The following is a 17,666-nucleotide window of genomic DNA, read 5'->3' as shown; positions in this document are numbered from 1 at the left end:
CTTTTTGTTGTCTTTGTCAAGTTTGTTTTTTTATTGTTTATCAGTAAGTTACGTCATCAGTTGAGAGGGTATTAACCAAGAATGAAACTATACTAGTTGATATCATATTTCTTGCCAGTATGTGATTGCATGTTGAAAGGTTTTTGCGTCAAGCCTGCACGCATAAATCTAAACCTGAGATATGAAGAAATATTATCTTCATGTGATGAGAGTATCAACTGCCTATTATTTAACTCACAGCGTAGCAAGTCGCTTAAAGAAGCTATATTGATCTCGTCAAGAGATTGAGCTGGATCATCTATCAGAACCAGAGGGGACTTTGCATACACTTTATTGAGTGATAGGAAAAAGGCCAAGCTTAATGCCGATAGCTGTCCAGAACTCATTGACATGGTTGCGTCATGTTCTGATTTTTCTGCTGTGCAGAACCTCAGTCTATCCCCATTCCCTTCATCTATAAATAGTCCTAAGCCACGTTGGTAGTTTTGGATAAGTCTACCGCTATAAATATGGAACGTTAACTCTATATCAGCGATGGTTTTTTTAGAATAATCTTTGTTTAGTATAGTGAGTTGTTCCTTTAATGTGGTAATTTTCTGTTTAGCATTTGTTAAGGCTTTATCCATATCTAACAAATCGTTAAGCTCTTTTTTTAAAGCTTTAAGTCTAAGATTATTCGCTTCATTCTTTTTGTATAAGAAATATTTATCTTTTCGATTGATCTGTTCTAAGTCTATGTTGAAAACATCATCTGGTGTAGCGAATGATTCATTCAAGACTGATTCCCATCCTTCAGGAAGTGAAATCAGCTCATTTTTCTTTTGTTGACGTATCAACGATACTAATGATTGTTTCCTTGATTCTATTTCTTCTGGTAAATCTGTAAAGGTCTGCGGGTAAGATATTCCGATTTGTGAAAGTCTTTCATTTATTTTTTTTATTTTTTCGAATATGCTTTCTGACTTTTGTAAACTATCAAATAATTTTTTGTCAAATTTAAGCTGTGTTTGTGCTTCTACCAAACGCTGAATCTCAGCATCCTTAGATTGTTTTATTTCATCGAGTTCGGCTTGTAGCTGTTTCCCTACATTATCTAATAAACTTTCTAAAGATTTACTTTTAATATCGATTGCGTCTAATAGCAGATCTTTTGTGATCCAGTCATGCCCACAAAGTAGACAATGTTTTTCTGATAGAGAAGTTTTCTTTTGATGTTCTTCTATTAATTTCTTTCTTGCTTGGCTAATCTCTACAAGAATAGCATTTTTCTCACCTATTTCTTTTTTGTAATTATCTCTAAGTTGTAAGTGTCTTTTAAAATCGATAATATTTATATTTGTATTATCTTTGATTTTATCAGTATCATCCTGACTTATCGAATCTTCCTTCTTACGCAAAATGCTTAAAGATAAATTCATCCCATTGTTAATCTTATTCTTTTGAGCCAGTTCCGGGTAGGCTTCAATATGATGTCCTACTTTTATTACCTCGGTTAATAGCTTTTCATTTTTGCTTATGAAATTTTCTATTCTGGCATTATCAATAATTACGCAAAGCTGTTCTTTGTTAGTAATTAGTTTTTTAAGTAATGAAATTTTATTCTCATTTTTTTCTGTTGTTTCAATATCAGAAAAAATTGATGGGTTCTCAACATCCCATGACGGCGTAGTCAGATGAGTTGATATTTTTTCATACTGCACAGGATTATTATCATTTGTTCCTGGTACATCTATCGCTTGAATTTGAGATGTAATTGAATCCCTCTTTTGAATGAAATTCAGACCGGTTGATTTCCTCGTCAATGTACTTTGAACTCGTCCACATAAATTTATGATTTCAGTTAGTTCACTAACGTTCATCAAACCACTGATAGCATTTTTTCGCTGCCTAATACTGTTAGCAAAAATAAATGAACTCTGTCCTTGTTCAAGATAGTTAAGAAAGTTGTAGTTATCAGTGAATTTTTCGCCTAATATTTCATCAAGTTCATTTTGTGTAATTAAGGTGCTGTTTTCGTAAGAGTCTAACAAACCTAATTTATAGAGTTTAAATATGCTAAAATTATCAGCTTTATTATTCTGTATTATTTTTAAATCTTTTGCATGTGCTCTGCGTGAAAAGTAAAGTTTCTCATTATTATCATTCGACATCTCGACACTGATTTCGATATCATCCTCTCCATTTGTTTTGTTCCAGAAAAGATTATCACTATAATTTTTAATGCCTCCTGGCATTATTGTTTCACATAGTTGTACAATTCTTTTTATTTTTCCTGTAAACAATAATTCTAAAGCATCATATACGCTTGTTTTGCCATATCCATTAGGACCTTCAAGTGTCAACAAAGAAGAACTCTCAAAATCGAATTCGACTTTATCAAACGCTTTGAAGTTATTTATTCTCAGCTTTGATAGCTTCCAGTTCTTCATTTATTAATTCCTCAATTAGCATTTCTAAATTTACATCACTTTGTTTATTTGCTGTGCTGATCTTAGTATATATCTCAGATAAATTTAATGAATCTACCAGCGTGTTGATTTGGAGATCAATTGGAACAATATCCTTTTCTATATCAGGCATTTCTAAAAAAGGTAGTTTAATGAAAATTCTAGCTGCCATGTTATACAGGCTGGGTCGGGATGGATCTGCTTTATATGTGGAGAATTCTTCATGATCTGAGAGAACTGCTCTAAGATTATTAAAGTTCTTCCCGGAAATTAATTGATTCTCTTCATTTGAATAATACAATACATACTTTTTGAAATGATAAGCATTTTCTTCTATATCAAATATACTTTTTTCATATTGCTTGTAATTTGAAAGCTTGTCGAGTTGAAAAACTATTATAAGATCAGTGTTTTTTGCAAAAGCTGGAGCTTCTAAAAGTTCAGTTGGGGTGTTGTTAATAATTAACTCATTAATGAAACTCGCATCTTCAAGTTTATCAGTTCTGTAGGTTATTATATATCGACGTAATGCATCTTTCTCCTTTTTAAAAAAAGAAATATTTTCTAGCGTACTTTCAACTTCTATAAATTGGTGATCTTCAATAGCTTGTTTTATAAAATTATTTAGCATTTAGTTCCGCCTCTGCTTTATCAGTAGAGATAACCCTTAAATCAAATTCCCTAACAATATGGTTATTGTTCTCTTTAGAGTCGTTAATTTTTGTGATTTTTTCTGAGGTTGCTGAAATTATCGTATCATCTGATACTTTATAGGCTATTATATTATTATATTCATAAAGCAACGATGCAAGTGTAGCATTATCCCTTATGTGATTTTTCAACTCTTCTTGGAATGAAGTGTTTCGTCTTCTTCCATCTCTAATTGTCAAAGCTGTTGGGAGATATTTATCTATTTTTTTAGAATAATGAGGCAAGCCCATTAGTTTTGGTATGTGGGATATTGCCGATACTACATCAAGATAATCCCGGACATCATCTTCATTTATAACATTGTTTTGTCTGTGAGGCTGTAAAGAGGTATGCAATTGTATGGCAGAATTATAATTCAAGCTATAAATAAATCTGAAAACGTTTGATATCGATTCAATTTGCTTCACGCTAAAAGCGTCCAAGTCATTATAGAACTCAGTTTCAATAATATTTGTTATTTTTTCTTTGGTTAATAATGCTTGATATATTTCGTCTGTCCGATTAAGTGGGGGGGATATTAGTAATTCCCAAAAAATGCTACTTGCGATTCTATTATGATATGCTGCGTAGTCTTGTTTTTGTCCATTGTGAACTAAATTATGAATTACAATTACTTTATTAGTTATTAACTCTGAGAGTAAAGTGGATTTTTCAATAATTAAATTTTTTGTTTTAATCAACTTATTGGTATCTAAAAACAATTCAATTTGCTCATCAATCAATTCATTTATTTTTGATAGTAAACAGTATTTAATATCGCCATAACTGTAAAACTTCACTATTTTCCCATCATTACTTGTATAATTTTCAAAATTATCAAGTTCTTTAGCTACATGAAAATATCTGATTGTATTTTCATCACAGTCAGTAGCTATACATGCTGCTTTATAAATAGCTTTGACATATTCAGAACGATATTGCGATAGCTTTGCTTTCACTTGATGAGTTGATATCACCTTGCCATCACAATAAATAGCAAAGTCATCTGTGCTATCTAATTGCAACTCAAAATTATCAATTATTCTCTGTTGAAATGATTTTGCCGTTAATAGTTTCAGGCAGTGATAAAGAGCTACTTTCCCTTGGTAAACAAACCCCCCCCAAGAACTGATCGCACTTTCTGGCAGTGTTTCCTCTATGCTAGACATTTTTTATCCTATGAAAATTTTACTGAACATAGCTATAAATCAGAATTCTTACATAGACATACTAATCATTTTTAGTGCGATTGAAATGCAAAATGTTCACTATCTTGCTCATAAATGTGAGAAAGTTCAATTATGAGAGCAGCTAAAGATTTTAATCGGTATATCCTTCTGTTGAGGTTAACTTGCCAATAACACTTATTGATGAGTTTCTAACAAAGGATGCTGCTTCTACATACTCACCCCACCAGAGCATCATCTCTCTACGCAGTTCAAGGTAGTGAGCACGATTGTAGGCTCTCCTGACTTCGTAAGTATCGATATGTGCTAACGCAGCTTCAATCACATCAGGAGGAAATCCTTTCTCTTTAAGCACTGTTGAGGCAATAACTCTCATCCCATGACCGACAAAAAGATCTTGAAGCCCATACTTATAATGGCATGTTAGCCTCCTAAATTTTCACCTGTCCGAGCTGCTGATGATAATCGGAAAATATCATTATTTACATAGGGATAAGAAACATCATTTTTCAGAATCGCCATTCAGATGCTAACATCCTGTAACATATTAATTAAATGGTGTATCCTCATTTCTATAGGAAAAATCCGCTTTAAAGCGGTTGCTGATTGTGATTATTAGTTTTGTGAGGCAATGGCAATGTGCGAAAGGACGTTAAAAAAAGATGTTTATTCTGAATGGGTTATACGCAATAGCCTGTACTGGATGACTTCTCTTACTCAGTGGAAACTTTGTGAAGATATATCCTCCTGGACAATCTCTTTTGAAAACGATGGTCCCGAATGCCTCTATGAATTCGAGAGGCTGCTGAATGATTATGCTTTGCGAGAAAAACTACAGCATAAAACGGGGGCGTTGAGAGATTCTATTGTCCATAAAGTGCTTCGCAGTGTCGATGAAAGGCTTTCGTAATGGAATTGATGCCATTCAATTTTGACATATTGCCTAATGGACGGGTTTTTATAAGCAACCTCGCTGGCTTTCATCACTTCATTAATGAGCAAGAGCTGCTTGATCTTTCTGATGAGCAAATCAGTGCGGAGCAATCAAACGCACTAGAAAGCAAGCTGTTCATAACCAACGAAAGCTCATCAGCTATTGCTCCCTATGCTTTAAGTTCTGCTTTTGCAAAACGATTGATGAATGAACTGGCGATCAGGCCAATTTTCATGATTGTGCCCACATTGCGCTGCGACCATACCTGCAAGTATTGTCAGGTCAGTAGAGCTTCAGTGAACGCCTCTGGTTATGATCTAGATCCCGATCTCATCCCTGATATCATTTCGACTATCAAAAAACTATCGACACCACCTTACAAGATAGAGATACAGGGTGGAGAGCCACTCTTGCGGTTCGATTTAATTCAGTCTATCTATGAGCATTGTACTGAAACGTTGGGAAGCACCGATTTTGAGATGGTGATAGCATCAAGCCTGTCTGTCTTGAATGAGGATATGCTTGAATGGTCGAGAGACAGGAACATAACGTTCTCTGTTTCGCTTGATGGTGAGGAAGTTGTTCACAACAGTAATCGAATTCTTGGTCATGGGCTTGCGTACAGTAGAACAGTGTCAGGGGTAGAGGCTATCAAACAGTCTTTAGGCGCTGGTCGCGTTGCAACGGTTACTACAGTTACTAAAGATCTCATTAGGCATCCTGAATCGATTGTCCAGGCTCACTTGTCTCTTGGCCTCAAGGACATGTTTATCCGACCTGTAAGTCCCTATGGGTTTGCACAAAAAGCATCGTTCACATTTTCTATGGAGGAATACTTCAGTTTCTATGCCTCGTTGATAGATGAAATCCTTAAGATGAATAATGAAGGGATAAGGGTTGTGGAACATTCGGCCTCCATTCATCTTAAAAGGATCTTCAATCCCGGCTTTAGTGGTTATGCGGATTTAAAGTCGCCAAGCGGGGTCGTGCTTAACAGTATTCTTTTCAATTATGACGGTCGAGTATATGGTAGCGATGAGAGCCGTATGTTGCAGAAGGTGAATCCTGAAACGGAGTTCAGTGCGGGTGAGGTTAAGACGCTATCATTTTCCAAGAGTCCTTACTATAACGCAGTATTGAGTTCATCGTTCAATTTTGCTCTGCCAGGTTGTGATACGTGTGCATATCAACCATTTTGCGGTGCAGATCCATGCCAGAACATAAGTGTACAGGGTGAGCCTGTCGGTGATAGGAGTCGTTCAACGTTTTGTCAGTATCACAAGGGGATGTTCAGGTATCTGATGAACTGCATCTCAGAAGGTGGTCCGAAGGCTGAGATGCTAAAAGGATGGGCATATGTCTGAGGTTATCAGGAACGATATCTTTCATTTTGCTTCAAAAAATAATGTGCCCACGGGGTTCTATCGGTTATGCAAAAAAAAACCAGTGAACCCTTTATTCTTTTTACCCAATTTACTGGTAGTTGCTGAAAGCAATAATGATGCGATTCTACCATGCTTTGATTACTCTGTTATTAGCACTGAATTATTTGAGTCAATTGAAGATGGAGATATTGGGATAATCAACAATGGCAATATGATACGCGTTATTCTATCCCGCAGAGCCAATCATAATACTGTCTTAGTTACGGAACGTTGCAATAACTTGTGTCTGTTTTGTTCGCAGCCACCAAAGAAATCAAATGATGACTGGCTACTTACCCAATCAGCTCTTGCTATAGCTTCATTTGGTTTAAATGGAGTTGTTGGGGTCAGCGGTGGTGAACCTTTGCTGTATGGAGATGATTTCCTTCACTTCATTGATTTTATCATCGAGAATTCACCAGATACTGCTTTGCATGTTTTAACAAACGGACGCAAATTCGCTGATACCAACTTTACTCAGGAAATGGCAAAGCGAAGCAAAAAGATCAAAATCACCTTTGGTATCCCGCTCTACTCATCAAGACCACTTGTGCATGATCATCTTGTAGGGAGTGATGGCGCATTTAATGAAACGGTTAAGGGGTTAATTAATGCAGGAAACTCAGGGATTAATATCGAACTTAGAGTTATTCCGACACTGGCTAACTATACAGAATTGGATGATATTGTAGAGTTCGTTGGCCGTGTGTTCTCCAACATCAATCAGATTTCCCTTATGGGGCTGGAATCAATCGGTTGGGCACGAAAGAATTGGTCAACAATCTTCATTGAGCACAGCGGTTATAGTGAGAAAATAATCTCCGCCATAGACGCTGCACACAGGTCAGGTATACCTCTAACAATTTTTAATTATCCTTTGTGTCATCTTCCTGAAAGAGCTTGGGATCTTGCTGCTCAGTCGATCTCTGATTGGAAAAATTACTATCCTAAAGAATGTGATGAATGCACTCAGAAGTCTTCCTGTACTGGTTATTTCAGTTCCTCAACAGGCCGTTTTCATCAACCACCGAGACCAATTTTATGAAAAAATTTAATTTTGCTGCTCTACTTCCGGGATTTTTGGCGCTCAATAATTCTGTATGGGCAAGTGATTCATCCACCGGAGCAAGTGATTTGCCTGGTATGACTCTTAATGAACATGATTTAGTGATAGCACCACTTAACACCGAAGTTCCATTCTACATTGCAGGGCATCGCAGTCATAGCTCCCACCGGAGCCATAGTTCTCACCGATCATCATCAGGTGGCGGGTACTATGGTGGCAGCACTCCTTATTATCCAAAAACATACAGCTCACCAAGCTCATCTGGTTCTTCAAGTTCAGGAACAAGTTCCTCATCGTCCTCTTCTGTGCGTTCGCTTCGTTCTAACGACAATAATTCTACTACTACGAATTCAGTTGGAACTACAGAAGCTAACCGTGCAAGTAATGGGCTGACTTCTGGTACAGAAAAGCGTAAGCGCTTAATCATGCGGGTTCAATTCGCTTTGCTGGACAACGGTTATTACAACGGGAATATTGACGGCATAATGGGGCCCTCCACAAGGCAGTCTATAAAAAATTACCGAATTGCGAAGGGACTACCAACGCCAGCAACTGAAACATTGGATACTCAATTATTGAACTCGTTAAATATTCTGGCCCGCTAAAGAGTTCAGGAGGGAATGAAATGAAGATTAAACTCTCGATATATAAAGCAAAAAGATTCAATGATGATATTGAAAAAGTTTTGAATTTGGAGAGAGTGAGAAATCCGATTGAGTTCAACATAGATGAGGCAAAAGTGTACTTGTATGCAAAACAATTCTTAGATCCCAAGCCTCCTGAGTGGACAACTTTATTTACAAGCCAAAAGCCAGAATTGGATCATAATTTCTTCGGGAAAAATAGTAGCACTGGTGCAGTCTTAGTTGTTGAAATGAATAACTCAAGATATCTAATTCCTTTCGGGACAGGGCATCACTTAATTAATGATAATAGTATTGTCAAAGGTTTTGGTCTTAAAACTACGCTTAATTGTATTGAACATAACAAAATTCGTAGTTTGGATAAAGGCAGCCATAATGAAACAAATTTATTAACTCGTAGTCAAAGTAGTAAAGAGGTTGATATTTTTAACCTTAAAATTGATTCCGAGATGGATATACTTACCACTCTGACAGGGACTTCCACTGAAGATGTTTTAGGTAATAAAATAACGGGTAAAGATGCATTTGTAATTATGCCTGATATTGACCTGAAATCCATCCCAGAGTTGTTAAATAAAATAGACTCCATTTATTCTCAGCCTCTCCCTGAAGAGTTTGAATGGGTTAATAATATAAAAGAGGCAGATGAAGCAGAAGTTGAGATACTTGATTCAATTCTGGTCGATTTAATAAAGGCGAAAGATTTTAATGACATATGGCTGGGTGAACCTGAAATTGTAGATTGGGAGAATCAGATAGGCTATTGTTTTGAGAAGCGGCAAAGAAGCATGATTTATGAAAGTTTGTCGGTTAGTCATATTTGTGAGTATTTTGAAAGCAAAAAGATTGAAATTACTTTAAATGATCTCAAAGGAAGCAGTTTGCATGTTTTAGATGCAGATTATCAGTCTTTAAAAAAATGGTCTCTTTATAGATGTCTGTATGCTGAGATAAAGGAAGGTGATCAAAACTATATCCTGAGAGATTCAATTTGGTACGTGGCTGATAGAAAGTTTGTTTCCACCATTGATAATGAAATTAAACGAATTAAGCTGTATGAGGAAGCCGACAAATTCCCGATTTATTCTTATAAAAGAGAAGAGCAATACAATAAAGAAACTTGTCTTACTGATCAAAGCTTTACTCATATGGATCAAAAGTTCATATATCATGGTGGTGGGCGAAGTAAAATTGAATTTTGCGATATTATTAGAGGTGCAACTGATTTTATTCATGTGAAATATTATAGCGGTGCGCAAAGCATGAGCCATCTATTTTCACAAGGATTTATAAGCTCTGAACTTTTCATAAGCGATTCTGAATTTCGATGGAAGCTTAATGAAAAATTGCCAGCGCATATAAAATTAGCTGACCATACATTAAGGCCAGAGGCTCAGAAATACAAAATAGTTTTCGCGATTGCCACAAGTAAAAACCTCCCAGATGACTTGCCTTTGTTTTCTAAGATAAATTTGAAGAATTTTAATAAAACTATTTCTAATTTCGGATACGAAGTTAGGATCTGCAAGATAGATGTAGACCCCACAATTTATAAAAAGAAAATTTGTAAACCCAAAAAAAAATAAGATTCAATTTAATTTATCAATGTCAGAGATTTTAGTCAGTTCATTAAGGTATTCATTTTTGTTCCTAAGGAGCCAGTGAAATATTTTAGGGTTCTCAAGAAGTTTTTTAATGTGAGAAATGAGAATTGTCAGTTTCAAGCTATTTGAGCCATAACTCTCTTGTATTGATTGTGTGTCAAAATGAACCTGAGCCATTTCTTTCTCAAGTCGTTCAATAGCTTTTCTATTACCAGTTTTTGTATCTATATTATTTTTAGTTTTGTCAATTAACAACTCAGGGGAGGAACTATGATATAGAGACTCAGCAAAAAGTTTTGAGTAATTATCAAACCTTATCATTAAATTAGCACATTCTATTTGTCTGAAAGGAACCATTCTTTTTAAAACCCTAAAAGTATTTATGGGAATATCTTTATCATTAAATAAATCAACTACTTGAGGGCATATCCCTTTCAATACGGACATGTTGGTTCTTAGAGAATCTATACTTATATTTAATGATGTACATAACATTTCTTCAGGCACTCCCACTCTTACAGCTTCTTTCAGCATTCTCTGTATTTGTATAATTGTTATACGGTTAACTTTTTTGTTCGGTGTATAAGTATCATATGTAGTTGAAATTAGGCAGTTTGCTTTATCTTCCCCAATATCTTTTAGTGCTTCGACTCTAAGGTGTCCGTCGATTATTTTAGCAGTTTTATCACTTTGATCGATGTAAATTAATATCGGTTCAACAAGTCCCAACGCTGATATGGTGCTTTTGATCTGGGAATATTTTTTACTATTTTTGAAGTTAGTAGGCAGCTTTTTAGTATGAACAAGATCAGATAATTTGAAAGTGATTGTTTTTTCACTAAAGCAATATTTAATCATTTTGCACCTCAAGTGGTCGTGTTTTTAACTATAATATTTACTACTTCATTTAGGCTTTCTTCATCTAATATCCGTAAAAACTCTTCATCATTGACAAGTTCTTTAAAGATTTGATTTGCTATCAACAAATTCATCTCAACGTATTCTGCTTTGTTTTTAATCTTTCTGTGCTGAGAAATGTTATCTTGATAGATTTTTTTTAATTCATCTGTAGTCATTTTTTTCTTTTTCTTTGTTATCCCAAAGTTATTATTTAGGTATCCTTTCAAGCCTTCATCTCGTGAGTCAAGTATCTCACGTATTTTTCCTACATCTTTGTGTTTTATTAGACCTTTATCAAATGCTTTAATTAACAATTCCTGACCACCTTCAAAATCGACTCTTGCAATCTCAACAGCAAGCGAGATAGGTATGCTTCCTGATTCTACAGCGGATAATAATTTATTTTCACCTTTACTGATAAGCATTGTCAGACTTGTTATCCAGTGTAATGATAATCCAGTCGAGTTAGATATTTCCTTATTGGTTAATCCTTGCTCTGTCATTTCCTTTATACGTTGGAACTGTTCACCAGCACGAGGAACTACTCTTGCCATATTTTCAACCAGACTCATTATGTAGGCTTTGTTTTCATCTATATCAAGTACGATTGCTGGTGTTAATTCTTCTCCTAAAGCTGTCAATGATTCGAGCCTTCCTTGACCACAAATTAAAGCGAATTGATACTTTTTGTCCACGATTCGACGTACGGTTATTGGCTTTCTCAGTCCACTTGTGTCGATACTTTCAGTAATTTCCGAATGTCGAAGTTTATTTCGTGAACGTGGGATGACTACTTTTATATCGGATATCTTAATCATGTGGATTTGATCATCTTTCATTTAAGCTACTTCCTTTTTATTGGTCGAAAGCATTTTAAAAAATATGTTGATATCGTCGAATCGATACATCTCAAAAAGAAGGCTGTTATTTTCTTTTAGGTTTAATTCATTTTCAAATGAATCAATAGAAGGGAGGATATAGTAATCAAGGGGGACGCTATTAAGGCTATTCATCCTTACAATTATGTTGATGTCAGAATTAATGCTTCTGTCTAATCTCACAATCCATCTGCATTTATCTGTAGAGGTTATTCTACAGCGTGCAAGTATTATGGTAAAGGTTAAGCTTTTATTGATCGTAATGAGTTTGTTTTCAGATATTGTTACTTCACTATTTGTAATTTCCTTGCATATTGTCTTAATAGTGTCGGCATGTTTAACCCTTAATGCTGAGTTTATTTCTATAAATCGATAATCTCTTTCTGGTGTGTAATTGATGAGTTTATAGGCATTCAAAAGCCCACCAAAACGACTTGCTACGACACTACTCGACGGACCATTATCATCTTCATCGATAATGAAACCTGAAATTTTACCATGTTTAATGAGAACTTTTTTCAAAAAATTAAGTATTTCTTCATTGGTCATTCTTTTTGAACGATTATCAATGATTTCTTTAGCTAATCTAAATTTCTCTGGTGAAATTATAGGCTTGAAAAATGAATCATATTCGATCCACTCTTCTTGTGGATTCTGAATTCTTTGGGTGTTCAATTTCTGTGAAGTACGATTATAAGTATATTTCCCTGTGTAGCGAATATTGATTAGAATTGAATGTATTCTGCTCCTGTTCCATTCTGTTTTATCACTATATGTATACCCCTCTCTGTTTAGTTTTGTTGCGATAAGATATTCATTTAATCCATCAAAAATAAACATATTAAATATCTTTTTTACCAGCGTTATTTCTTTTTTTGTACCAGGAATAAGAACTACTCTGTCAGTTTGCAAGCTCTTTCTTTCACCAGGACAAAGTATCATTTTTGGTCTATTTTTATTATCAATTAACTTTCTTCTTAATCCATATCCTGGTATTCCTCCCTGATAGTATCCCCTTTTAACAAGGTTTACATGTCCCGCAAAAACTTTTACTGAAAGATTCCTACTGAAAGCTCCAGCAGCATATCTAAGAGCAGGAAGTGTAAGCATTTGGATTTCAGGCGATTCATCTGTTAAGTTCTCAGCACAATAAATAATCCTAACCCCATGATATTTTAGTAGATAACTATAATGCCCTGCCTCATCATTATCTTGCCATCGACCAAACCGACTGACATCATAAACAAGAACAGCTTCTATTTTTACTCTTCCTGTAACGACATCTTCTATTAGTCTGTTGAAGTTTTTTCTACCTGAAGCGGAGACTCCGCTTTTACCTTCATCATCATAAGTTTCTACAATCACCATATTGTGATCTTCTGCATATTTTTTTAGATAAAGAGCCTGATTGTCGATTGAGAATTGTTGATGGTCTGTGGACATCCTCAGATACTGAGCGACTCTAATTTTATGATTTTTCTGACTTTCATCACCCATTACACTTTCTCCGACCAGTCAAAAGCGAACAACCCCCCAACAAAATTGATCATTTTTTAAGCGATTTCAACCTCTTTATCCCTTTTGAAGCTATAAGGTTCTTACCTCCATTAAATCATCAAGGTAATGGCAAAAAGCTTTTGCAGGGGATTTTGAGTGCTCGCTTTTGAGTTGCCAAAAACTATTGAAGTATCTTGCCTCGGCAATCAGAGGTCATACGTACATAGAGTGATATCGCAAGAAGAATCTATAGGACTTGAAGAGCGCTGGCGTATTTCATCTTCTTTGAAGTGTAGAGGTATAGCTTGAAGTGCTTCAATTCTAAACGGACCAGATGCTTCTACTAAATGGCATACCATTAGCTACAAGCTCGCCCAAAACCAGATTCGGGATGATAGGGACATTGGTGCATATTTTATGCGTGTTTTTGAGCTTCGGTGATAGTGGGGGCATTATTGGGGGCATGTGGTTATTCTAAACATGAAATACTGATTTTTATCAATAAGTTGTGATGCGGGTTCTATTCCTATTATCGCACCACCTTCCCTTCAAAATTAACCAGTTACGATTCATTGATTTTGTTTTGTCCGACCCGGCATTTTTCGTGTTGAGCATGCAAGACGTAACGCGACATCGCGTCATATCATACCTCGCTTCATTGTCGATACTTCATCTATGACAATAACAACATGCTGGATTAAATAATCCGGCGCTGCATATCTCGTGAAGCTGACAGAACGTAAATCGGAAATATCTCATCCTCTCCCGTTAAAGATATATTTTGTATTTAGCAGGACCTACACATGGCGCGCGCAAATAAAATTTGTGGCGTGTATATTAATGGCCGGTTCATAACATTATGCACGCATGTTGAATTTATCGCCATTTTATTGATAGGGATGATCGTGATGAGAAAACTTATAGCTCTATTGTCTATTTCGATTTTAAGTGGATGCGCTCAACAACCACTCGTAACGGTAAATGCGTTATCTTCAGGCCAGAGTGTAGGGAAGCGCTTCATCATCCTGCCAGCCAGTCAGGCGCTCTATGACGCTAACCAGATTGAATACAATCAAATTGCCGCAGTAGTTTCTGCATCGCTGACACGTCAGGGATATATACAAGTTAACGAGCCGGAAAAAGCCGATCAGGGAATATTATTAGGATTTGCAAGAAGTGGGGCGGTGACCAGCACACGGAATGTCACTGTGCCGATCTATGGTCAGACCGGTATTAGTTCAGCGACGACATACGGAAATGCCAATACCACATATAACTATCTCGGTGGCGGTAACTTAACGTCGAACACTACAGGCAGCGCAACGACGGTCTACACACCGACCTATGGAATTACCGGGGCATATGACACAACAGTCACCAATACATCGTATGGAACAGCGGTAGCACTCAATGCATACGACACTAAGGTATATCTGAAAAGTAACCGCGTAAATCTGCTGTGGAAGTCAAGTGCGGCCCTCGTATCTTCCAGAGCTGACAGTATTGCCGATTACAGAGGTCTGGCGTTAATTGCGGTTAATTATGCCAATATGAATACTAACGGTGATACCCATTTGAGAATCGATCCACGTAATCCCACTCAGTAATTTAAACGGGGTGTGATAAATACGATGGAAATTAACACCCCATACCAATTAAAAAAGACAGTGCTATTGAGATGAGTCGACCTTTCAACATTCCCTCCCTGATATTCACGCTACGGAAAATACCGTTTTACCCATAAAAAAAGCGCCCGCAGGCGCTTAGAGTGTGTTGTTCGACAACGGCAGACTTATTTGGTCAGTTCAGCCGTCATATGAACATTATTATTAGTGTTGGCTTCAATGATTTTATATGAAGCGCCTGCCTGCTGTGCTTTGGCAGCAATTAAGGATTCCGCCTCGTCAAGCGTGGACGCCGTGGCGGTTACACTCTGAGCGAAAGCGCCAAATGAGAGGACGGAAAGCACAGTAGCGACAGCAAGTGAATTGATGGTTTTCATAATGTTATTCCTTAAATTTTTATTTGTGCTGGGCGATAACGCCCGATTCAACATCTGTTATGAATGCCGGTTTTATGCGGCAGCGTTTATTTGTAAATCACCGCGGTGCCGTGCAGGGTGTTCGGGCCGGTCACGGAAGTAATACGGAACGATTTCGCGCCCATTTCATCGGCTTTCTGCGCCAGTTCGCTTTGCAAAGAGGAGAGATTGGTGCCGGCATTGGCAGAAATCACGCCCACTTTTTGTTGGTCAGCCGGAGTGGACTGCACTTCGACGGCGGCTACGCTTGCGAAAGATAGGGAACTAAGTACAGCGACGGCGATCAGGGATTTGATGGTTTTCATAATTTTGCCTTCTGAATCTGGATTTGTGTGAGGTCGTAAGCATTAACTTAACGATCGATAGGTAAATCATAAATGTGATCTGCATCACTCGTCAATACTATTTTTATAATGATCGTTTAAATAATTTAAAATAACTTATTATTCAAATGGATATGTCGTGTATTTTTTCGAAAAATTTCCGCTGGTCAGCCGCTTTGTAATGTTTTTATAATGATTATTAACTAAATTGATGTGAACGAGGGAGGAACAATGGCAACCGACGTCACATGCTGTACGAGAAAAGGTCGCGGACGGCCAAAAATTTTCGATCGGGACGCAATGCTGGATAAAGCGATGATGCTGTTCTGGCAGCAGGGTTATGAAGCTACATCGCTGGCAGACCTGGTTGAAGCCACTGGCGCAAAAGCACCGACGCTGTATGCGGAATTTAACAATAAAGAGGGATTGTTCAGAGCCGCGCTTGATCACTATATGGCTCGCTTTTCTGCCAAACACAGGGCCGCGCTTTTCTGCGAAGAGAAAACGGTTGAGCAGGCGTTGCGCGATTATCTGCACGCGCTAGCCAGTTGTTTTGCCGGTAGTGATACTCCGGCAGGCTGCTTCTTGATCAATACTTCTGCTACGGTTTCCGCTTCATCGGAACCGATAGCGGACTCTATCCGGGAACGGCAAACGGCGCAGGAGCAAACGCTGCTGGCTTTTTTGCTGCAACGCCAGTTGCGTGGTGAGATTCCGTCGCAAACAGATGTGCAAACCACCGCGCTTTTTTTAAGCTGTATTATTCATGGCATGTCGGTCAGCGCGCGCGAAGGTGCCAGTCTGGATAAGCTGCAGCAGATTATCGACACGACGCTGCGGTTGTGGCCGGTATTAATTCAACGAGAGTCGTGATACATCTTCAATGCTTATTTGAAGGCTCTTTTGCGTGCATATCTCACAGTAACATATGGGTTTTGGTAAGGAAATTACTCAGAAAATAGATGTGAATTTTAATCATTCTTTTGGGTGGTGTTAGTCATATTATTTGGTGATGAATTAATCATGCCAGGTCCATCACCAATATTATTGAAACCTCATGAAGCGATGTTCTCATTTTAGTAGCGTTTGCCAGTTTTTTTTCTCCTGAATGTTCATGTGAAGTTCTGGTTGCTGTTATCTGGAGTATTTAAGAATGCATTTAAGATTTTAATTTTGACATTACTTTCTTATTTTTTATCTTAATAATATATTTTATATTTTTTGTGTCAAAGGCCAGTGATAGGCTCTTGGTCTGAAAAATGCATTTTCATTTGTACAATGAATCGGCAATTTATCAGCGTTGTTTGTTTTTTAATGTTTTAAGCTGGATATTATCAATCATTATTAATCGCTTTTTATTGTTAGCGATGGTGATTGTTAATAGTGATGTATACGATTTTTAATATTTCTAACCATATTATTCGGATGACAGAATGAAGCGTAATTTACTCTCTATTCCTTTTATTCTTGCGCTCGGCATGGGAAATGCCATGGCTGTAGATACAACAGCGCAGGCGGTTGCAACCTGGGCTGCCACAGCAAAAAAAGACACGACCAGTAAGCTTGTCGTAACACCGCTAGGCTCTTTGTCCTTTCAGTATGCTGAAGGGATTAAAGGATTTAATGAACAAAAAGGACTCTTTGATGTGGCGATTGAAGGCGACACTTCTGCACAAGAATTTAAACTTACTTCCCGTCTGGTTGCCAATACGCTGACACAGCTTGATGGTTCTGGATCAACACTCGACGTTGGTGTGAAATATTTGGGGGCAGCTCTGGATAAAACTACACCTACTGTCATGATTGATACTTCTGCAGGCATTCAGGGGGGAAATCTTAGCGCATTGTCTAATAACTTTGCCCAGGCCGGACGTACCACGGCCCAGGACGATTTTACGTTTTCTATTATTGGTGCCACATCTGATGGTACCACTCCAGAAACAGACCTTAACCAGCTACCAGAAGGGATTTGGAGTGGTGATGTTAGTGTTCAATTTGATGCAACCTGGACCAGTTAACTCTTGACAATAT

17 protein-coding genes are annotated in these 17,666 nt (G+C 37.2%); 8 read left to right on the top strand and 9 right to left on the bottom strand.

Going from position 1 to position 17,666, the window contains the following annotated elements; translation table 11 throughout:
* Positions 1-92: 92 nt before the first annotated feature.
* The 4 genes from O3S68_RS12435 to O3S68_RS12420 form a co-directional block, all read right to left on the bottom strand.
* A complete protein-coding gene (locus O3S68_RS12435; protein WP_269231613.1) occupies positions 93-2,429 on the bottom strand; it encodes an AAA family ATPase in 2,337 nt (778 codons plus the stop codon).
* Positions 2,392-3,078: an ABC-three component system middle component 1 gene (locus O3S68_RS12430; protein ID WP_000933776.1), complete on the bottom strand. Its 687-nt coding sequence runs from the start codon at positions 3,076-3,078 to the stop codon at positions 2,392-2,394. The genes O3S68_RS12435 and O3S68_RS12430 overlap by 38 nt, the downstream gene beginning before the upstream one ends.
* Entirely contained in the window at positions 3,068-4,306 is a 1,239-nt protein-coding gene (locus tag O3S68_RS12425; protein ID WP_117044513.1) for an ABC-three component system protein, read from the bottom strand. The genes O3S68_RS12430 and O3S68_RS12425 overlap by 11 nt, the downstream gene beginning before the upstream one ends.
* A gap of 151 nt (positions 4,307-4,457) precedes the next feature.
* A complete protein-coding gene (locus O3S68_RS12420; RefSeq protein ID WP_117044512.1) occupies positions 4,458-4,700 on the bottom strand; it encodes an integrase in 243 nt (80 codons plus the stop codon).
* Positions 4,701-4,961: 261 nt separating this feature from the next.
* On the opposite strand from O3S68_RS12420, the gene hxsD reads away from it, so the two are divergent.
* Genes hxsD through O3S68_RS12395 form a run of 5 tightly spaced genes read left to right on the top strand, consistent with a single transcriptional unit; the run spans position 4,962 to position 9,978 of the window.
* Positions 4,962-5,234 (top strand): His-Xaa-Ser system protein HxsD, encoded by a 273-nt coding sequence (gene hxsD / locus O3S68_RS12415; RefSeq protein ID WP_000333417.1) that lies wholly within the window; start codon positions 4,962-4,964, stop codon positions 5,232-5,234.
* On the top strand, positions 5,234-6,622 hold the full coding sequence (gene hxsB, locus O3S68_RS12410; RefSeq protein WP_117044511.1) for a His-Xaa-Ser system radical SAM maturase HxsB: 1,389 nt from the start codon (positions 5,234-5,236) through the stop codon (positions 6,620-6,622). Before hxsD ends, hxsB begins: the two co-directional genes overlap by 1 nt.
* A complete protein-coding gene (hxsC, locus tag O3S68_RS12405) occupies positions 6,615-7,727 on the top strand; it encodes a His-Xaa-Ser system radical SAM maturase HxsC (protein WP_117044510.1) in 1,113 nt (370 codons plus the stop codon). The genes hxsB and hxsC overlap by 8 nt, the downstream gene beginning before the upstream one ends.
* Positions 7,724-8,353, top strand: coding sequence for a His-Xaa-Ser repeat protein HxsA (gene hxsA, locus O3S68_RS12400; protein ID WP_001667894.1), 630 nt, complete (start codon positions 7,724-7,726; stop codon positions 8,351-8,353). The genes hxsC and hxsA overlap by 4 nt, the downstream gene beginning before the upstream one ends.
* Before the next feature lie 20 nt (positions 8,354-8,373).
* On the top strand, positions 8,374-9,978 hold the full coding sequence (locus O3S68_RS12395; protein ID WP_117044509.1) for a TIGR04141 family sporadically distributed protein: 1,605 nt from the start codon (positions 8,374-8,376) through the stop codon (positions 9,976-9,978).
* Positions 9,979-9,981: 3 nt separating this feature from the next.
* On the opposite strand, the gene O3S68_RS12390 is transcribed toward O3S68_RS12395, so the two are convergent.
* Genes O3S68_RS12390 through O3S68_RS12380 form a run of 3 tightly spaced genes read right to left on the bottom strand, consistent with a single transcriptional unit; the run spans position 9,982 to position 13,271 of the window.
* The gene (locus O3S68_RS12390) at positions 9,982-10,854 is read right to left on the bottom strand and encodes a plasmid partitioning protein RepB C-terminal domain-containing protein (protein ID WP_009652943.1); all 873 of its coding nucleotides are present in this window, start codon (positions 10,852-10,854) and stop codon (positions 9,982-9,984) included.
* Between the two features lie 8 nt (positions 10,855-10,862).
* Positions 10,863-11,735 (bottom strand): ParB N-terminal domain-containing protein, encoded by an 873-nt coding sequence (locus O3S68_RS12385; RefSeq protein ID WP_079972217.1) that lies wholly within the window; start codon positions 11,733-11,735, stop codon positions 10,863-10,865.
* Positions 11,736-13,271: a recombinase family protein gene (locus tag O3S68_RS12380; RefSeq protein WP_269231612.1), complete on the bottom strand. Its 1,536-nt coding sequence runs from the start codon at positions 13,269-13,271 to the stop codon at positions 11,736-11,738.
* An 803-nt stretch (positions 13,272-14,074) separates the two neighbouring features.
* Here O3S68_RS12380 and O3S68_RS12375 point away from each other — a divergent pair.
* On the top strand, positions 14,075-14,878 hold the full coding sequence (locus O3S68_RS12375; RefSeq protein ID WP_269231611.1) for a hypothetical protein: 804 nt from the start codon (positions 14,075-14,077) through the stop codon (positions 14,876-14,878).
* 185 nt (positions 14,879-15,063) lie between these two features.
* Here the strand turns inward: O3S68_RS12375 and O3S68_RS12370 are convergent, their stop codons facing one another.
* The gene (locus O3S68_RS12370) at positions 15,064-15,273 is read right to left on the bottom strand and encodes a DUF1471 domain-containing protein (protein WP_017458785.1); all 210 of its coding nucleotides are present in this window, start codon (positions 15,271-15,273) and stop codon (positions 15,064-15,066) included.
* Positions 15,274-15,359: 86 nt separating this feature from the next.
* Positions 15,360-15,617, bottom strand: coding sequence for a multiple stress resistance protein BhsA (gene bhsA / locus O3S68_RS12365; RefSeq protein WP_017458786.1), 258 nt, complete (start codon positions 15,615-15,617; stop codon positions 15,360-15,362).
* A 249-nt stretch (positions 15,618-15,866) separates the two neighbouring features.
* On the opposite strand from bhsA, the gene O3S68_RS12360 reads away from it, so the two are divergent.
* Together O3S68_RS12360 and ecpA are read left to right on the top strand one after the other, a co-directional pair.
* The gene (locus O3S68_RS12360) at positions 15,867-16,508 is read left to right on the top strand and encodes a TetR/AcrR family transcriptional regulator (RefSeq protein ID WP_269231610.1); all 642 of its coding nucleotides are present in this window, start codon (positions 15,867-15,869) and stop codon (positions 16,506-16,508) included.
* A 560-nt stretch (positions 16,509-17,068) separates the two neighbouring features.
* Positions 17,069-17,653 carry a common pilus major fimbrillin subunit EcpA gene (gene ecpA / locus O3S68_RS12355; RefSeq protein WP_045509370.1) on the top strand — a complete coding sequence of 195 codons (585 nt, stop codon included), beginning with the start codon at positions 17,069-17,071 and terminating at the stop codon, positions 17,651-17,653.
* The last annotated feature ends 13 nt before the right edge of the window (positions 17,654-17,666 follow it).

Source organism: Kosakonia sp. SOY2, assembly GCF_027109175.1.
Classification (GTDB): Bacteria; Pseudomonadota; Gammaproteobacteria; order Enterobacterales; family Enterobacteriaceae; genus Kosakonia.
The sequence above is the reverse complement of the archived record's forward strand: the minus strand, read 5'-3'. Positions and strand labels throughout refer to the sequence as shown.

What these genes read in the sequence shown, in the direction of transcription:
- hxsC (WP_117044510.1), top strand. Translation starts at nt 6,615, where the DNA reads ATGTCTGAGGTTATCAGGAACGATATCTTTCATTTTGCTTCAAAAAAT.
- O3S68_RS12430 (WP_000933776.1), bottom strand. Translation starts at nt 3,078, where the DNA reads ATGCTAAATAATTTTATAAAACAAGCTATTGAAGATCACCAATTTATA.
- O3S68_RS12360 (WP_269231610.1), top strand. Translation starts at nt 15,867, where the DNA reads ATGGCAACCGACGTCACATGCTGTACGAGAAAAGGTCGCGGACGGCCA.
- O3S68_RS12375 (WP_269231611.1), top strand. Translation starts at nt 14,075, where the DNA reads ATGGCGCGCGCAAATAAAATTTGTGGCGTGTATATTAATGGCCGGTTC.
- O3S68_RS12395 (WP_117044509.1), top strand. Translation starts at nt 8,374, where the DNA reads ATGAAGATTAAACTCTCGATATATAAAGCAAAAAGATTCAATGATGAT.
- O3S68_RS12380 (WP_269231612.1), bottom strand. Translation starts at nt 13,271, where the DNA reads ATGGGTGATGAAAGTCAGAAAAATCATAAAATTAGAGTCGCTCAGTAT.
- O3S68_RS12420 (WP_117044512.1), bottom strand. Translation starts at nt 4,700, where the DNA reads ATGAGAGTTATTGCCTCAACAGTGCTTAAAGAGAAAGGATTTCCTCCT.
- O3S68_RS12435 (WP_269231613.1), bottom strand. Translation starts at nt 2,429, where the DNA reads ATGAAGAACTGGAAGCTATCAAAGCTGAGAATAAATAACTTCAAAGCG.
- ecpA (WP_045509370.1), top strand. Translation starts at nt 17,069, where the DNA reads ATGAAGCGTAATTTACTCTCTATTCCTTTTATTCTTGCGCTCGGCATG.
- O3S68_RS12385 (WP_079972217.1), bottom strand. Translation starts at nt 11,735, where the DNA reads ATGAAAGATGATCAAATCCACATGATTAAGATATCCGATATAAAAGTA.
- O3S68_RS12425 (WP_117044513.1), bottom strand. Translation starts at nt 4,306, where the DNA reads ATGTCTAGCATAGAGGAAACACTGCCAGAAAGTGCGATCAGTTCTTGG.
- hxsA (WP_001667894.1), top strand. Translation starts at nt 7,724, where the DNA reads ATGAAAAAATTTAATTTTGCTGCTCTACTTCCGGGATTTTTGGCGCTC.
- bhsA (WP_017458786.1), bottom strand. Translation starts at nt 15,617, where the DNA reads ATGAAAACCATCAAATCCCTGATCGCCGTCGCTGTACTTAGTTCCCTA.
- hxsD (WP_000333417.1), top strand. Translation starts at nt 4,962, where the DNA reads ATGTGCGAAAGGACGTTAAAAAAAGATGTTTATTCTGAATGGGTTATA.
- hxsB (WP_117044511.1), top strand. Translation starts at nt 5,234, where the DNA reads ATGGAATTGATGCCATTCAATTTTGACATATTGCCTAATGGACGGGTT.
- O3S68_RS12370 (WP_017458785.1), bottom strand. Translation starts at nt 15,273, where the DNA reads ATGAAAACCATCAATTCACTTGCTGTCGCTACTGTGCTTTCCGTCCTC.
- O3S68_RS12390 (WP_009652943.1), bottom strand. Translation starts at nt 10,854, where the DNA reads ATGATTAAATATTGCTTTAGTGAAAAAACAATCACTTTCAAATTATCT.